Origin of the sequence: Acinetobacter sp. WC-743 (assembly GCF_000335555.1) — a bacterium.
GTDB lineage: Bacteria > Pseudomonadota > Gammaproteobacteria > Pseudomonadales > Moraxellaceae > Acinetobacter > Acinetobacter bereziniae.
Map to the genome: position 1 here is coordinate 65,286 of NZ_AMFQ01000139.1, position 16,394 is coordinate 81,679.

A 16,394-nucleotide genomic window follows, 5' to 3' on the forward strand; every position below is an offset into this window, starting at 1 on the left:
GTCACTTTTACCAATACCCAACATTTGTTGGGTATTTTTATTTAAAAATAATTAAATAAATACAATATATTAAACCTGATAAATCAACTTTAACAACCATTCATCTACGGTCAATCAGTTTGTCATCTATGACATAGTTTTTTCTTTTTTTGCATGTCAGGATGATCGCATACCAACACTAGAATACAGGGTATTTCGGAATGACCAATATGGTAAATAAAGCTCAGGGGTTGGGCTTAAATCTAATTACAAAAATTGCAGGCAGCGATTTACTTGATCAATTTAAATTGCGCAAATTTATTGAAAGATCACTTTATCAAGGATCAAAAGCAGGTTTTAAAACGCTCAGTGCCACGCAAAAAGCCTTTAAATCAGATACAAATGTGTCTAAACAAAGACTGCCCAACCAACAAAAATCGCTTTTTGATCTAAGCTTGACAGAAGAACAGCAAATGACTGTTGATGCAATGTATCAATTTGCCGCAGAAGTACTTTATCCATTGGCGCATCAAGCCGACCACCATGAAAAATTTCCTGTAGAACTCTGGCAGCACAGCATCGACTTAGGTTTGAATTACTATGCGTTGCCTGAAGCCTTAGGTGGAGTTGCTTCTGAGAAGAATATTGTCAGTAATATTTTGATTGCCGAGCGCTTAGCAAAAGGTGACTTTTCTCTTGCAGCGGGATTGCTCTCAACATTTAGTGTGATTAATGCAATTACGCAATGGGGTTCTGAGAAATCACAATCGCTTTATTTACCTAGTTTTGCCAATGATACTGAAATTCAAGCCACTTTTGCGGTACAAGAAGCAACCCCTGCCTTTAATCCTATGCGTTTAAAAACCAAAGCAACATCACAACATGGTCAGTTTAGCTTAACGGGTGAAAAAACATTGGTGTTGTTAGGTGAAACGGCTGATCTACTACTGGTTAGTGCTGAGTTTAATGGTAAGCCTGATGTGTTTATTGTCAACCGTGACTCCAGTATTACGGTGAAAAAAACACCGGCAATGGGTCTAAAAGCGACGGAAACAGTGACCCTTAAGTTTGATCAAACGCCTGCACAACGATTGGGTGATGAGGACTTTAACTACCCTGTCTTTTTAGATTTAGGTAATTTAATGTGGTGTGCACTGGCTGTAGGAACTTGTGAAGCAGTCAAAGAATACAGTATCAAATATGCCAATGAACGCACTGCATTTGGTGAACCTATTTCACATCGTCAAAGTGTAGCTTTTATGATTGCCGATATGGCAATAGAAATTGATGCAATGCGTATGCTGATCCTCAACGCTGCAAGTTTGGCAGAATCAGGGCAACCTTTCCATCGTGAAGCATATTTGGCACGCTTACTTTGTGCTGAAAAGTCGATGAAAATCGCCACAGATGGCGTACAAATTTTAGGTGGACATGGTTTTACCAAAGAGCATCCTGCTGAACGTTGGTACCGTGATCTGCGTGCTACAGCTGTTTTACATTCTGGTTTACATGCTTAAAACGAATAAAAAAGGATATTACTCATGAATTTACAAAATCCAAAAAAATTCAAAATGCTTTTAGACCAAGCACATGAAACCGCACTGAATGTATTACGTCCAATTTCACGTAAATATGATAAAGCTGAACATGCCTATCCTAAAGAGTTAGATATGCTTGCCTCTTTACTCGATGGTATGAACGATGGTGGTGATGGCTTAAATGCTGGTGCTGCAATCAACAAACGTGGTGACCATGACAACAGCAATAAAAATGGGACCAATATGTCAACCGCTTTAGGCATTATCGAAATGTGCTATGGCGATACTGGTTTACTTCTGTCTATGCCACGTCAAGGTTTAGGAAACTCTGCGATTGCTGCGGTTGCCAATGATGAACAGCTAGAACGATTTAAAGGTGCATGGGCAGCAATGGCGATTACTGAACCGGGATGTGGTTCTGACTCCGCCGCTATTCGTACCACGGCGACACAAGACGGTGACGACTATATTCTCAATGGCGAGAAAATCTTTGTAACTTCAGGTGAGCGTGCAGATTCTGTGGTGGTCTGGGCAACATTAGATAAAAAATTGGGTCGAGCTGCGATCAAATCTTTTGTTGTGCCTAAAGGTACACCGGGCATGAAAGTTGAACGCTTAGAACATAAACTCGGAATTAAAGCATCAGATACAGCTGCAATCAGCTTTATAGATTGTCGAGTACCTGCCGCGAATTTACTTGGCAATGCTGAAATTGATGTCGCAAAAGGCTTTGCAGGGGTAATGGAAACCTTTGATAATACTCGCCCTCTGGTTGCAGCAATGGCTGTAGGTTGTGCCAAAGCATCTTTAGAGCGAATCAAGGAAATTTTTAAAGATGAACTTGATGCTGACTATGCCACTCCATATTTACAGAGCTCTAATTTAGCAGCGCAAATTTATCGGATGGAAGCGGAATGGGAAGCTGCTCGTTTACTCACTATTAAAGCCACTTGGATGGCGGATAATAAAAAACCCAACTCGCGCGAAGCCTCAATTGCCAAAGCCAAAGCTGGACGTATTGGCAATGAAATTACATTGAAATGTGTAGAACTCGCCGCAAGTGTAGGCTATAACGAAGATGAACTGCTTGAAAAATGGGCACGTGACTCAAAAATTCTCGACATTTTTGAAGGTACACAACAAATTCAACAGTTGATTATTGCCCGTCGTGAATTAGGAAAATCATCCAGTGAACTGAAATAGTTTCGAATGGTTGATCAAACCTCAACTGCTATAGTTTTGATCAATTAAATTATCAACTGATCACAAAAGGTAGAATTTTTGCTATAAAAATTCTACCTTTTTATTTTCATATTCATATGTATCAAATTCGAACTATACACATACAAGATAATGCTGCGATTGTACAAGTCATTCGGGAAGTATCTAAAGAATTTGGTCTTGCACCTGAGTCTGGCTTTGCTGTTGCCGACCCTATTCTGGATGATTTATATCACGTATACGCACAAGGCAATGCACAATACTGAGTGATTGAGGATGGCAATGGTCGAATCGTTGGCGGTGGCGGTATTTCACCATTACAGGGAAATTCCTCTATTTTAGAAATTCAAAAAATGTATTTTTTACCCGAACTTCGTGGTCTGGGATTTGCAAAAAAGATTCTTGAACAATGTTTTGAGTTTGCTCAACATCATGGTTTTCAAGCCTGTTATTTAGAAACCACTGAAAACCTGTGGCAAGCGGTAAAACTCTATGAAAAATTAGGCTTTGAGCATTTGCCCGCGCCTAAAGGCAACACAGGTCATAGTCATGCTTGTGAAGTTTGGATGCTTAAAACATTTGGACCTAGCACTTAATTCACTTTAGTCGTATTTTCATTGCTTTAAAGTCATTGGACAATGCCAAGATTAGAATCGTTTAAAAACTGAAATGTATTTTTTAATGCGACTTAAAAAAATGAATCCTTGGCAAAACAGTCATTGAAATTGCATAACGGTAATTTACAATGAAAATGTTTAGATAATTTAATTTTTATACTTAGAAATTCATGATTTATAAGTATCTTGTGAAATTAAGGGAATGTATAAACAATGTTGTATTTGGAAGATTTAAACGTAGGTGATCATTTTAAAAGTCGTGAATACGAAATGACTTTGGATGAAGTTTTAGAATTTGCACATAAGTATGATCCGCAAGTGTTCCATACCGATGCAGAAAAAGCCAAAGATCATCCTATTTTTAAAGGATTAGCCGCAAGTGGCTGGCATACATCGGCGGTCACCATGCGACTCTGGACTGAATGCTTCCCTGTTGCATATGGACTGATTGGTTCAGAGTCCAGCTTACGATGGCCCAGACCTACACGGGTTGGCGATCGAATTCATGTCGATGTTGAAATTGTTTCGATTACCCCTTCTAAAACTAAAAATGATCGTGCTATTGTGACCTATATCACACAAGCTAAAAACCAAAATGATGATGTATTACTTATTTCAACCACCAAAATCGTGGTATTTAAACGTAATTTTGATGCGCATTAATCCTCAATTTGTCTTACAATATTTAAGGGTTTTTCCATATCATGACAATATGATGAAACAAGTAAAAGCAATGTTCAGAGCAATGGAAAGCACATGAAAACAGTCTCAGCTCGCCAAGATCAGGGAATTCCTGGTGTTTATGGACTATTATTATTAGATATCGTTTCGCGTTGGGGATATAGTGCGGAAACATTATTTGCACCGTTTAACTTTACCAGTGAACAGCTCGCAGAACCAGAATGTCGAATACCTACACCTCTTGCCAATGAGCTCATTAAACATGCGCTGAAACTGACAGGTGAAAGCACATTAGGCTTTCATCTCGGAACACAGATGCGTATTTCAATTCATGGCTTTATTGGCTATGCCATCATGACTGCCAATGACATTACTGATGCGTTGGTACTGGCAAACCGATTTATTCAATTGCGTATGCCCTTTTTGCAATTGTACTTCTCAACATTCGGTGAAAAAGCCACTTTACAGTTGCAATGTGATATTGAAATCGAACCTTTGCGTACTGAAATTGTGATGGGTTTGACTTTTGGGATCATGACCATGGCAAAGGCATTAACTGGAATTAATGACCTGCATGGTGATATTGATTTTGACTTTCCAAAGCCAGAAGGTTTTGACAAATACATTGAAAAACTGTCAAAGCAATATACTATGCGTTTCGAACAGCCACACTTAATTGCTAGTTTTGACAAAGCTTATTTGGGTTTAAAGATGGTCAATGCCGACCCAATTGCCAGTCAAATTGCCATTAACCAATGTGAAGCAGAACTTTCCGCTTTAGGCGAAAGACGCCGTTTGGCAATGCGTGTGCGTGATATTTTAACTCATTCAGAACAGCATTATCTCAGTATCGAAAATGTTGCAGATCGCCTACATATGTCCGATCGTACCTTAAAACGGCAATTGGCAGCTGAAGGAACTTCTTTTTCAACATTGGTAGACGAAGTTCGTTACCGTCATGCTACCTCGTTACTTTCACGTACCGACTATACCCTTGAGCAAATTGCTGATGAACTTGGCTATAGTGATGTAGCAAATTTTAGTCGTGCATTTAAACGTTGGAGTGGACGCAGTCCTAGCAGTTGGCGTAAAGATCCGTACTTATAATATGCTTTGCACTGATTATTGATTTATATGAATAAGTTTATCAGTATCTCTGCTTTTTGTTTTGTTTAAAAAAACGGTATAACTCGTGGCAAAAATAAATGGATTAATGGAGTCATTATGAATCATCCTTCTGATTTGAAGTATGCAGCAACACATGAATGGGTAAAAATTGAGGGTGATCTCGTGATTACCGGTATTTCAGACCATGCTCAAGATGCTTTGGGTGACCTTGTTTATGTTGAAGCTCCAGAAGTAGGTAGCCATGTAACTGCTGGCGCTCAGGCTGGTGTTGTTGAATCAGTGAAAACTGCTTCTGATATTCATGCTCCTGTCTCAGGTGAAGTGGTCGAAGTAAATACCGCGCTTGAAGATGATCCAGATTTTGTCAATGATGACCCATATGGCAAAGGTTGGATTTATAAGATTAAGCCAGACAATATTGCTGATGTTGAAAAGTTACTCAGTAACACTGAATATGAAGCTGGACTTTAATTTTTAAGCACTTTATAAAAAGACCAGAATTTTCTGGTCTTTTTAATTTCATATCGAAAATTAGTACAGTTCTACAACTTATTAAGCCGAACACGCTAAAGTCTTTTCAGAAAGCTGTTCAGCAACTTCCAAAAGCAACTGCTCAGTTTTGCTCCAACCTAAACAGCCATCCGTAACAGATTGACCATAGGTCATATCACAAGAAATTTTTTGATTGCCATCAACTAAATGACTTTCCAACATCACACCACGAACATGAGTTAAATGTCTTTCTTCAATAATTTGCTGTAAAACCAACGGTTGCTTTAAAGGATCTTTACTGCTGTTACCATGACTACAGTCAATCACCAGCGCAGGCAATTTTCCTTGATGTTGATGGCGGATCTGTTGAATCGATGCAGCATCATAATTGGTTCCTTTATTAGAACCACGCAAGATGATATGCGCTAAAGGATTGCCCTGACTATGTACAATACATGGTGTACCTTTTTGACTCATGGCAAGGAATTGATGGGCATGGCTTGCAGATTGGATTGCATCTAAAGCAATTTGAATCGAACCATCTGTACCATTTTTGAAGCCGATACTGAAAGGCATGTGACTTGAAATTTCACGGTGAATTTGTGACTCACTGGTACGAGCACCAATCGCACCCCAAGCCAACAAATCATCAAAATAAGCTGTTGCCATCGGGCTTAAAATTTCGCTGGCAATCGGTAAACCTTTTTCAATAATTTGCAAATAAAGTTGGCGTGACTTCTCTAAACCCAATTGCATATTGGCAGACCCGTCTAAATTTGGGTCGTATAAAAAACCTTTCCAGCCCACTGTTGTACGTGGCTTTTCAATATATGCACGCATTACTAAAAAAATATGATCTGAAACTTTTTCTTGGAGTTGAATTAAACGATCTGCATATTCAAGTGCAGATTTTTCATCATGAATTGAGCATGGACCTGTGATCACAAGTAAACGATGATCTAAACCATTGAGAATGTTTTGAATTGTTTGACGTTGTTCAGCAACTTGAAAAGCAAGTTTATGTTGTAATGGGAATTTTTCTTTTAACTCATAAGGCAAAGCTAACTGAGTTTCTATCGTTTGATTTTGTTGTAAAGCGATATTTAGAGCATTCATAATGTATTCCTTTGGACTCTCACTCAGTCCTAACTTTTATTTGAGCGTATGGGATCTATTCAAATGGGCAATCAAATTGTTCATTTGACCAAAGTAAAACCAATAAAAGTTGCTAAAATATACAGCGTTAAATTTCATCATGACATTCTCCAAAACTTTAAATTCAATCTATTTTAAAAGGTTAATATATAGGCATAAAAAAACCTGATCAGGGTTGCCGATCAGGTATTAACTTTGATGGGCAACCATTTCAGTGCCCGAACGACTTCAGGCAACTATCTAAAGAATTGCCAAAAATAATAAGAAGTAGCGATTACAGGTTGCTTTAACATCTTTATGTCGTTCATAAAAATCTATCTTGAATTCACAATACTCGCTGTGCCATGACTTTTCAAGCTATTTTTAAAAATATTTTGATTTTATATAAATGCACTGAATAAACTGAATTAATTATGCATTTAATGATACATGTCCGGCGAAACGAGAATCTGTTTGCCTAACATTTTTTGTACTTGATCTGCGTTGATCGCTTGGCTAAATAAGAAACCTTGACCGAATTTGCACCCTATCGCGATTAAACTGTCCAATTGTTGTGTGGTTTCAATTCCTTCAGCGACAATATCTAGTGATAAAATTGGACCAAGCTTGGCAATTCCTTCGACGATCGCCTTGATTGAATCTTCCTCATGCATACGGTTAACAAAATTATAGTCGATCTTGAGGCTATCTACTGGATAATCTCGGATATGTGACATTGAGGAATGCCCTGTCCCAAAATCATCTAAAGCAATACGAACCCCTGCATGTTTAAGTTTTTTTAATGCCCGAACCACATATTCATAACCACGATCTGCAAGTACATGCTCCGTTATTTCGATTTCAATCAAATGTGCCGGAATAGCATAGTTTGTCAGTCGTTTTAATAAAGTTTCGGCATAATTATCTCGCATAAACTCTACAGGTGATGCATTAATCGAAATCGGAACAACCTTTAAATCCAGGTTCATCCAATGCGACATATCGGTAAAAATACGATCATGCATAATTTCACTGATTTTGGTGGCCAATTCAAAATCATTAAACGCCTCTGCTACGGTAGAGGGGAAATAGACCTCTCCTTCTACATCTCGCCACCGCAATAATGCTTCAAAGCCAATAATTGAACAATCATCCAGTTTTACTTTAGGCTGGTAAAATGCCTCAACCTGATTACTTCGTATCATGTATCGTGCAGTATGTAATTGTTTAGCTTTACGTTGTGCAGTCTCCAACATATCAGCCCCAAACATACGCACACCACCACGTCCACGCTCTTTTAAGTCATTCAATGCTGTATCGGCACATTTTAAAAGACCAGATCCATCTTTAGCATCATCAGGGTAAATTGCTCCACCAATACTCATACCTCCGTTTAATAACTTACCAGTATAAGTAATTGGCGCTTCTAATTGTTTTAATAATTTTTTTGAGACTGTTTCAATTTGCTGATTGCTTTCTACATTTTCAACCACCACAGCAAACTCATCCCCACCTAGTCTCGCAATATAGGCATGTTCATCAAGACAATTGGCTAGTCGTTTCGATAAAACTTTGAGTAAATGATCCCCTGCTGAATGCCCTAAAGTATCATTAATGTGCTTAAAATGATCGAGGTCAAGTAACAATAATCCAATTTTGCCACGGGAATCTCGAGCTTTGCTGATCGAAGATTTTAGCCTTTTTTTGAATACACGACGGTTCATCAAACTCGTCATTTCATCAAATTCACTGTTTAATCGTAGCTTTTCTTCAGCAATGCGTTGTTTAGTAATATCTCTTGATACACACAAAATACTGGTCGTTTGCCCTTGTGCATTGACAATAGGCGTCAATATATTGTCCCAATACATGGTGACATTATTTAAAATACTCTTTCCAGCAAATCGGGCATTTTTTCCTTTAGCCGCTTCTTTGATTGCTTTTTTACCTTGCTCACGCACTTCAGGGGGCAACAATCCCAACCATTCCATACCAAAACTTGTGACTTTTTCTTGTCCGAGTAGTGCGAGGCTGCCCGATTTATTCATGTGTGAAACATAACCATCTGGGCTAATGATTTTGATACAGTCAACACTCGCATCTAGCATGTCAGTATTGGCTTTTAATAATTGTTGAGTTTCCTGTAATTTTGAAAGGTGCTCATGAATATTGCTACATGTGATTGTCCAATCAAAATATTTCTTTTGATATAACGCACTTTGTGCGTTCAACAAAAACCATTGATATACACCATCATGGCGTCGAATACGGCATTCTTGTTCAAAACGCTGACCTGTTTTGTGTGCTTTCATCCAAATGTTTTGCATCAGCGCTCTATCTTCAGGATGTAAAAACTCCATCCATTGATAAGCGTCAATGTCATTATGATCAAATCCGAAATATTGTTTTAAAGCGGTATTACAATAGCCTTCTCCAAATTTAGTCATCCAAATTAAATGTGGAACTTGGTCTAAGGCAAACTTAACTTCATTTGAAATTTGCACACACTGCGGCTTTATAGAATTCCGAGACGAACCCACCTGATTTATATTTCGATCATAAGGTAAATATGCGCCAGCCATAGATTAATCCTATAATATCAGTGCAAATTCAATATAAACTCTTTTTCTAGATGATATATTTTAGCCACATGTTTATTTTGCAATCATTAACAGAAATGTTAACCCTTTCATTTATCAGAAAATAAATTGAATCAAGTCACATTTATAATAAAATAGTGCAAAATTATAGACAAATTTATCAATAAAATCTATGTTTAAATTATTGTCTACTATTTTTCCAATTTATCTTCATCAGATTAACACTGACATGTTTATTCACAATAATCAATTGAAGTTTGTCGGATAATATTTGGGACAATTGACTATTGTTTAAAATCACTTTTTTATTATTTAAAATAATTTAGCGGCAACTTCAAGTATCGAACCCCGTTACTTTCAGCTTCAGGAAATTTCCCTGCATCCATATTGATTTGGATCGCAGGAAGAATCAATTTAGGCATGGATAAGCTAGCATCACGCTGTTCACGCATATGAATAAATGCCAGTTTTGTGACACCGCTATGGATATGAATATTTTCTTGGCGTTGAGTTTTAAGATCCGTTTGGCAAGCATAGTCTGTACGCGACTCAGAAAGATAGTCATGGCATAAAAAAATGCGAGTATCATCAGCTAATTTAAAAATCTGCATGACAGAATCATAAAGTTGTGCCGCACTACCTTTTGGAAAGTCACAACGAGCAGTACCATAATCTGGCATAAACAATGTATCACCAACAAATGCCGCATCTCCGATCACATAGGTTAAACATGCAGGAGTATGACCAGGTGTCGGAATATTATAAGCCTCTAATTGACCTATTTTAAAAACTTCATGATCTTTAAATAAATAGTCAAATGACTGATGAGAGTTTAATGCCTTTATATCCAGATGATAAATTTGGCTAAAAGTATCCTGTACGATAGCAATCTTTTCACTCATTGCAATTCGTCCACCAAGCTTTTGCTTTAAGTATTGTGAAGCCGTTAAATGATCAGCATGTACATGTGTTTCCAAAATCCACTCAACACAAAGTTGATGTTGTTGAATATATTCAATGATTTGATCTGCATGCGTGGTGCTGGTGGTCGCTGATGCTGCATCATAATCCAATACACTGTCAATAATTGCACAACATTTGCTTATTGGATCAGTCACAACATAACTGAACGTATTGCTATTTTCATCAAAAAAATCTTGAACAATCGGATTCATCACCAACTACACTCCTACAACCTTACGGTGAATAAGGACACCAGCCAACATTGCGATAATAAAGTACAGTGCGGGATAAACACCTGCGCCGATCAAAGTAAATGCAGGAGCTGGACATATACCTGCGATTCCCCATCCTATTCCAAAAAGCACAGCGCCGAGGATCAACTTTGTATCGATTTTCGTATTGATCGGTAAGTCAATTTTTTCATTAAATAAAGTGACTGGCTGACGTTTCACCTTCTGAAATGGTAAAAATGCGACCATGATCGCGCCGATCATGACAAAAGCCAAACTTGGGTCCCAATGACCAAATATATCTAAAAAACCAATCACTTTTGCAGGATTGGACATGCCTGAAAGCATGAGACCAATTGCAAATAAACCACCAAAAACAAAAGCAAATATATTTTTCATGTTCATTCTCCCAACACATGACGCATCACATAAACAGTCATGAATCCTGCCAGCATAAAAGTACAGGTTGCAACGAATGAGCGTTTAGATAAGCGACTAATCCCACAAATACCGTGTCCACTGGTACAGCCTGAACCCAGTCGCGTACCAAATCCAACCAAAAGACCTGCAATGATCAATAAAATTGGATCTGTAGTCATCATTTCAATTTGTGGATGAACCATAGAATTATAAAAAAATGGCGTAATCAACAAACCTAATAAAAACCATAATGCAGGCGTTTTTAACAGGGTTTTAGGATCTAATACTTGTGCAACTAAACCACTAATACCCGCAATACGACCATTCACCAATAAATAGCCGACAACAGCCAGCCCAAGTAAAGTGCCACCAATGAAAGCAAGGATAAAGTCATGCATCATTTTAAATCCAAACAATATATATTTTTATAATATATGTTTTAATAATTTATTCAATATCATTGTTGTATATCGATATAAAATTTTCTGCAAACCCATGAATAATATAATTTTTCAAAATTAAGCGCTATGAGTTTGACTAGACCAACTCATAACTCGCTGATACATTGACAGACCTTTGAATGAAAAATTGAATACAGAATCATTCTTCATTAAATTCATTCAATACTTTATCAACAAACCATTTGGGAAAATAATGGACAGCTGGATTTAATTTTAATACTTCGGCATTCTCAATTTCAGCAATAAAAGAAGCTTTTTCACCATCACTTGAATTATCAAAAATATATGCGCGATCAGAAACCTCAATAGCAGGCATCAATAAATCTAAACTGCGATAGTATCGTTCATAGATCTTGTGTTCTGGAACATCATGTCCACCGGCATAAACACGATACTTCACCCGTGCAATATTTATTTTTGGATCTACTGTCGCAACATAATATAAATATGTTTTGAACCCTTGACGTTTTGCTTCACCTAAGAATTCGACTTTACTGGCATGTGACATCACTGTTTCAAATGTAAAGCTTATTTTGAGCTTTAAAAACGCCATTCGAATAAAATCAATGATGCGCGCACAAAGATATGAATCTATTTCATCTAATTCAAAAACAATCACTTGATCATGTATGATTTTAGGTTGAGTGAATAATAGAGGTACTAATCTTTCATTTCTTTTACGTTTATTTTGTTTTAAAAACGTCAATAAGGCAGGAGCTGATAAAGCTGCATGGTAATCACTTAAACAGAGTTGCTGAGTAGCAAGCAACTGTTTTTCCAGTTCATCTGCATTTAAATACGCTCCAATTTGATTCGGAGCCAAATAGTCTTTGATGGTACTTTTACCTGATCCATTCGGACCAGCAAACATTCTTATTCGTGGTGGTCGCATGTAAAAATTATGCCAAGACCTCTTGTTTCTTTTTACGCTTTAAAACACTACGTTTTAATTTAGGTAATATATATGCTGTAGATAAATCTTGAATAACGGTGACTTCACCATGCAATTGTTGAACAAGTTGTCGATCTTTAACGTAGGTGACACCCGCATCAGACAAACTCGCCTGCCTAAATGCATCATGAAATGCATCAATAGCAAGCATTGGAATTGTTGCTTCTTCCCGTAATGAAGTTTTCATGACTGTAAATTGACTCATGGAAAAATCCCCAGTCTGTTTGCGTTGTTTTCGTTATCATAACATAAGACGTATTTTTGTCTATTTATTCAACATCTTTCATACATGTCAAAATACCGCTAAATATTGTATAAATATCAACATGTATATATTTATAAAATTGATTTAGAAATTCACGAAAAAACATATATTCGAACCCATGCGACATGCTTGGACACAGTTATACTAAGCCAAACCATGATGGAACCGTTTTATGCCCAATGATCTTAAAATTGATGTTATGCGTGACTCTGCCTCATCAGTTGTTACAATCCTAAAATCTTTGGCTAATACTGATCGTTTACTCATTTTGTGTCATTTGGCTCAACAAGAGTTGAATGTTTCACAAATTGAAGAACACACTCAAATTAATCAACCAACACTCTCACAACAATTAATGATGTTACGTAAAAGTGATGTGGTTGCGACACGTAGAGATGGAAAACAGATTTATTATTCGATTAAAGATGACAAACTCACCACTGTTTTAAAAATGCTGTATGACCTTTACTGTCCTAAAATTTAAACTTTTTCTATAATTTTAAAAATAAAAACAGAAACTTATCTCTTAAGCACTTATTGTCGCTATTTTTCTTAGCATTTTTTCTGCATAATATATATGAAAATGTGATATTGAAAATTCAATGGCTACTCCTAGATTGCAATTTAGTAAAATGCTTCCTGCTTGGCAATGGTTACAAGACTATACTGTTCCTAAATTTCGAGCCGATTTACTCGCCGCTTTAATCGTTATTGCCATGCTGGTTCCACAAGGAATGGCATATGCAATGGTTGCAGGCTTGCCTCCAGTCACGGGGTTATATGCCAGTATTTTACCGATGATCATCTATGCCATCGTTGGCGGAAGCCCAACTTTGTCCATTGGTCCTGTTGCACTGATTTCGATGATGACCTTTGCAACGCTTGAACCTTTGTATGAGGTTGGATCACCTGTTTATATTCAAGCCGCATGCTTATTGGCAATTTTAGTTGGCATACTTTCGACATTACTTGGCATTTTTAGGTTTGGTTTTTTAATTCGTTTAATCAGCCATCCTGTAATTAAAAGTTTTATTATCGCCTCTGCTGTGTTGATTGCACTTAGCCAAGTGAAGTTTATGTTGGATATTCCACTAAAATCAGGAAATATCGTTGAGTTTATCCAAAGTGCTTGGCAATATCTTCGATTTACAAGTATTGAAACTTTAGTTTTTGGTATCGCTGCAACACTGTTTTTGCTCTATATGCCAAACCTTTTGAAGTCAAAAATCTGCCATACCTTTTCAACTTCTGTGCAATTTTGGATCAAGGCACTCCCTCTTATATTGGTGTTTATTTCAATTGCATTGATTCATTTTTTACATATAGATCAATATGGAATTAAAACTGTCGGTGAAATTCCTTCAGGATTTCCACCGTTTGCCATGCCTTACTGGAACTGGGATTTAGTGATTCAGCTTCTGCCTGGTGCAGCCATGATTACAATGGTCAGTTTTGTAGAATCTATATCCATAGCTCAGACAACTGCCTTTCAACAACGTAGTGAATTAAATAGCAATCAAGAGCTTATAGCCTTAGGTCTTGCCAATTTTAGTGCTGGTGTTACCTCGGCATTTCCTGTGAAGGGTAGCTTATCCCGTACTGTAGTCAATGCAGATGCTGGTGCAAAAACACCGATGGCTGGAGTTTTATCATCTATTTTTATTGTTATTGTCAGTTTATATCTTACAGGATTATTTAAAGAGTTGCCTCTGGCAATTCTTGCAGCAACCATTATGGTTTCAATTTGGAAGTTAGTCGATTTTAAGCCGTTTATTGAAACTTGGCGCTATTCAAAAGCAGATGGTCTTGCAATGTGGGTGACCTTTTTTGGCGTGTTGTGTATCGACATTTCTACAGGTCTAATCATCGGCATTATTTCGACATTTATTTTGTTATTGTGGCGAATCAGTCGCCCACATATCGCTGTGATTGGTCTAGTTGAAGGTACTCAACACTTTCGTAATATTTCCCGCCATGAAGTGCTGACCAGTACCAATATTGTCTCAATCCGTATAGATGAGAATTTAACTTTTTTAAATGCTAATACTTTAAAAGAATTTGTGATTTTTGAAGTCAGTCAACATCCTGAACTGCATCATGTTGTGATTAATTGTTCAAGTATCAGCAATATTGATGCAAGTGCTTTAGAAACACTGGAAGAAATCAATAATGAATTAAAGAATTTAAAAATTCAGATGCATTTTACTGAGATTAAAGGTCCAGTTATGGATCGTTTAAAACAGTCGAATTTAATCAATGAACTGAGTGGGACAGTCTATTTGACGCATTACCAAGCAATGCATGCCTTAGATGCTCAAACTTTCAGATAAAAAATCATTTAATTTGTCAACAATTTTTAATATGATTGCTGAAAAAGCTATATATTTTTTAATATCTTAATTTTTATGGTGAAAATGTGGTATTTAAGTTTTCGCGTTTAGGTATAGAATAGCCGGCTTGTTCATTGATTTTAGACCAGTTTAGGCAAAAAGGTTCAATATGTTTGCTGCCCTAGCACGTTTAAGTTTAGTTACACGTATTCTTATTGCCATCATTCTTGGTTTTTTAGTTGCGTATTTATTTCCAAATTCAGCCGGATATTTCAATATTTTAGGCGAGCTTTTTATTAAAGCATTAAAATCTATTGCACCGATTCTGGTATTTGTATTGGTTCTCGCTTCAATTGCTAATTTTAAAGTGGGTGGCGGTGCAAGCAATTTAAGACCTATTCTGATTTTATATGCCATCGGAATGTTATTGGCTGCGATCAGCGCAATAATAATTAGTACCTTATTCCCAAGTACACTCATTTTCACGCATGCCAGTGAAGCAGCTTTACAACCACCAGGAAGTGTGGCTGAAGTATTAAAAAATTTACTGCTGAGTTTTATTACCAACCCAATCACAGCACTACATGAAGCCAATTTTATTGGTATTCTGGCTTGGGCTGTTGGTCTAGGTGCTGCACTTCGTCATGGTTCGGAAACCACAAAACAAGTGATTACAGATGTAGCAGATGCAGTTAACAGTATTATTCGTATTGTGATTTCATTTGCGCCAGTCGGTATTTTTGGTTTAGTGGTCGCTACTTTTGCACAAGCTGGTTTGGAAACGCTAAAAAACTATGCACATTTGATTGCAGTCCTTGTGGGAACAATGTTGTTTGTTGCGTTAGTGATCAATCCATTGATCGTGGGTATTGTGATGCGTAAAAACCCATACCCTTTGGTACTCAAATGCTTAAGAGAAAGTGGAATTACTGCATTCTTTACGCGTAGTTCTGCTGCCAATATTCCAGTCAATCTTGATTTGGCGAAGCGTTTGGGTGTAAATGATACCACTGCCAACGTTGCGATTCCTTTAGGTGCGACAATCAACATGGCTGGCGCAGCAGTAACGATTACGGTACTCTCTCTAGCAGCAGTACATACCCTTAATATTCATGTTGATATTGTCACCATGGTTATCTTATGTATTGTATCTGTTTTATCTGCATGTGGTGCTTCAGGTGTTGCCAGTGGTTCTTTGCTACTGATTCCAATTGCATGCGGTTTGTTTGGGATTCCTTCAGAAATCGCGATGCAAGTGGTGGCTATTGGGATGGTCATCAGTGTATTGCAAGATTCAACAGAAACTGCATTAAATTCATCTACTGACGTTATATTTACAGCAGCAATTGACCTCTCAAAAAGGTAATTTGCCGAAGGTATGAA

At 37.3% G+C, this 16,394-nt stretch carries 15 protein-coding genes and 1 pseudogene; 9 read left to right on the plus strand and 7 right to left on the minus strand.

Features of this window, described 5'->3' with window-relative positions; translation table 11 throughout:
* Positions 1-209: 209 nt before the first annotated feature.
* From ACINWC743_RS21095 to gcvH, 6 genes and pseudogenes are all read left to right on the plus strand, one after another.
* The gene (locus tag ACINWC743_RS21095; protein WP_171064923.1) at positions 210-1,496 is read left to right on the plus strand and encodes an acyl-CoA dehydrogenase family protein; all 1,287 of its coding nucleotides are present in this window, start codon (positions 210-212) and stop codon (positions 1,494-1,496) included.
* A gap of 24 nt (positions 1,497-1,520) precedes the next feature.
* A complete protein-coding gene (locus ACINWC743_RS21100) occupies positions 1,521-2,720 on the plus strand; it encodes an acyl-CoA dehydrogenase family protein (RefSeq protein WP_009586924.1) in 1,200 nt (399 codons plus the stop codon).
* Positions 2,721-2,836: 116 nt separating this feature from the next.
* Positions 2,837-3,334, plus strand: a pseudogene (locus tag ACINWC743_RS21105) (GNAT family N-acetyltransferase).
* Between the two features lie 234 nt (positions 3,335-3,568).
* The gene (locus ACINWC743_RS21110; RefSeq protein ID WP_004830661.1) at positions 3,569-4,018 is read left to right on the plus strand and encodes a MaoC family dehydratase; all 450 of its coding nucleotides are present in this window, start codon (positions 3,569-3,571) and stop codon (positions 4,016-4,018) included.
* A 93-nt stretch (positions 4,019-4,111) separates the two neighbouring features.
* Positions 4,112-5,143, plus strand: a complete 1,032-nt coding sequence (locus ACINWC743_RS21115) for an AraC family transcriptional regulator (protein WP_004830660.1) — start codon at positions 4,112-4,114, stop codon at positions 5,141-5,143.
* A gap of 117 nt (positions 5,144-5,260) precedes the next feature.
* Positions 5,261-5,635: a glycine cleavage system protein GcvH gene (gcvH, locus tag ACINWC743_RS21120; RefSeq protein WP_009586899.1), complete on the plus strand. Its 375-nt coding sequence runs from the start codon at positions 5,261-5,263 to the stop codon at positions 5,633-5,635.
* Positions 5,636-5,716: 81 nt separating this feature from the next.
* Here gcvH and ACINWC743_RS21125 read toward each other — a convergent pair whose 3' ends face one another.
* The 7 genes from ACINWC743_RS21125 to ACINWC743_RS21155 form a co-directional block, all read right to left on the minus strand.
* On the minus strand, positions 5,717-6,772 hold the full coding sequence (locus tag ACINWC743_RS21125) for a 3-deoxy-7-phosphoheptulonate synthase (protein WP_009586901.1): 1,056 nt from the start codon (positions 6,770-6,772) through the stop codon (positions 5,717-5,719).
* A gap of 458 nt (positions 6,773-7,230) precedes the next feature.
* Entirely contained in the window at positions 7,231-9,372 is a 2,142-nt protein-coding gene (locus ACINWC743_RS21130; RefSeq protein WP_009586918.1) for an EAL and GGDEF domain-containing protein, read from the minus strand.
* Positions 9,373-9,698: 326 nt separating this feature from the next.
* Entirely contained in the window at positions 9,699-10,565 is an 867-nt protein-coding gene (locus ACINWC743_RS21135; RefSeq protein WP_009586875.1) for an MBL fold metallo-hydrolase, read from the minus strand.
* A 6-nt stretch (positions 10,566-10,571) separates the two neighbouring features.
* Positions 10,572-10,982, minus strand: a complete 411-nt coding sequence (locus tag ACINWC743_RS21140) for a DUF6691 family protein (RefSeq protein WP_005031691.1) — start codon at positions 10,980-10,982, stop codon at positions 10,572-10,574.
* 2 nt (positions 10,983-10,984) lie between these two features.
* A complete protein-coding gene (locus ACINWC743_RS21145; protein WP_035301549.1) occupies positions 10,985-11,401 on the minus strand; it encodes a YeeE/YedE family protein in 417 nt (138 codons plus the stop codon).
* 202 nt (positions 11,402-11,603) lie between these two features.
* Positions 11,604-12,356: a zeta toxin gene (locus tag ACINWC743_RS21150; RefSeq protein WP_009586943.1), complete on the minus strand. Its 753-nt coding sequence runs from the start codon at positions 12,354-12,356 to the stop codon at positions 11,604-11,606.
* Between the two features lie 7 nt (positions 12,357-12,363).
* Positions 12,364-12,621 (minus strand): hypothetical protein, encoded by a 258-nt coding sequence (locus tag ACINWC743_RS21155; protein ID WP_009586913.1) that lies wholly within the window; start codon positions 12,619-12,621, stop codon positions 12,364-12,366.
* A gap of 232 nt (positions 12,622-12,853) precedes the next feature.
* Here ACINWC743_RS21155 and ACINWC743_RS21160 point away from each other — a divergent pair, with 232 nt between their 5' ends.
* The 3 genes from ACINWC743_RS21160 to sstT all read left to right on the plus strand — a co-directional run bounded on the left by ACINWC743_RS21160 (position 12,854) and on the right by sstT (position 16,377).
* Positions 12,854-13,165 (plus strand): ArsR/SmtB family transcription factor, encoded by a 312-nt coding sequence (locus ACINWC743_RS21160; protein WP_004830638.1) that lies wholly within the window; start codon positions 12,854-12,856, stop codon positions 13,163-13,165.
* A gap of 118 nt (positions 13,166-13,283) precedes the next feature.
* The gene (locus ACINWC743_RS21165; protein WP_035301541.1) at positions 13,284-15,011 is read left to right on the plus strand and encodes a SulP family inorganic anion transporter; all 1,728 of its coding nucleotides are present in this window, start codon (positions 13,284-13,286) and stop codon (positions 15,009-15,011) included.
* Between the two features lie 169 nt (positions 15,012-15,180).
* Positions 15,181-16,377 carry a serine/threonine transporter SstT gene (gene sstT / locus ACINWC743_RS21170; protein WP_005031697.1) on the plus strand — a complete coding sequence of 399 codons (1,197 nt, stop codon included), beginning with the start codon at positions 15,181-15,183 and terminating at the stop codon, positions 16,375-16,377.
* Positions 16,378-16,394 lie beyond the last annotated feature (17 nt).

What these genes read in the sequence shown, in the direction of transcription:
- ACINWC743_RS21095 (WP_171064923.1), top strand. Translation starts at nt 210, where the DNA reads ATGGTAAATAAAGCTCAGGGGTTGGGCTTAAATCTAATTACAAAAATT.
- ACINWC743_RS21100 (WP_009586924.1), top strand. Translation starts at nt 1,521, where the DNA reads ATGAATTTACAAAATCCAAAAAAATTCAAAATGCTTTTAGACCAAGCA.
- ACINWC743_RS21110 (WP_004830661.1), top strand. Translation starts at nt 3,569, where the DNA reads ATGTTGTATTTGGAAGATTTAAACGTAGGTGATCATTTTAAAAGTCGT.
- ACINWC743_RS21115 (WP_004830660.1), top strand. Translation starts at nt 4,112, where the DNA reads ATGAAAACAGTCTCAGCTCGCCAAGATCAGGGAATTCCTGGTGTTTAT.
- gcvH (WP_009586899.1), top strand. Translation starts at nt 5,261, where the DNA reads ATGAATCATCCTTCTGATTTGAAGTATGCAGCAACACATGAATGGGTA.
- ACINWC743_RS21125 (WP_009586901.1), bottom strand. Translation starts at nt 6,772, where the DNA reads ATGAATGCTCTAAATATCGCTTTACAACAAAATCAAACGATAGAAACT.
- ACINWC743_RS21130 (WP_009586918.1), bottom strand. Translation starts at nt 9,372, where the DNA reads ATGGCTGGCGCATATTTACCTTATGATCGAAATATAAATCAGGTGGGT.
- ACINWC743_RS21135 (WP_009586875.1), bottom strand. Translation starts at nt 10,565, where the DNA reads ATGAATCCGATTGTTCAAGATTTTTTTGATGAAAATAGCAATACGTTC.
- ACINWC743_RS21140 (WP_005031691.1), bottom strand. Translation starts at nt 10,982, where the DNA reads ATGAAAAATATATTTGCTTTTGTTTTTGGTGGTTTATTTGCAATTGGT.
- ACINWC743_RS21145 (WP_035301549.1), bottom strand. Translation starts at nt 11,401, where the DNA reads ATGCATGACTTTATCCTTGCTTTCATTGGTGGCACTTTACTTGGGCTG.
- ACINWC743_RS21150 (WP_009586943.1), bottom strand. Translation starts at nt 12,356, where the DNA reads ATGCGACCACCACGAATAAGAATGTTTGCTGGTCCGAATGGATCAGGT.
- ACINWC743_RS21155 (WP_009586913.1), bottom strand. Translation starts at nt 12,621, where the DNA reads ATGAGTCAATTTACAGTCATGAAAACTTCATTACGGGAAGAAGCAACA.
- ACINWC743_RS21160 (WP_004830638.1), top strand. Translation starts at nt 12,854, where the DNA reads ATGCCCAATGATCTTAAAATTGATGTTATGCGTGACTCTGCCTCATCA.
- ACINWC743_RS21165 (WP_035301541.1), top strand. Translation starts at nt 13,284, where the DNA reads ATGGCTACTCCTAGATTGCAATTTAGTAAAATGCTTCCTGCTTGGCAA.
- sstT (WP_005031697.1), top strand. Translation starts at nt 15,181, where the DNA reads ATGTTTGCTGCCCTAGCACGTTTAAGTTTAGTTACACGTATTCTTATT.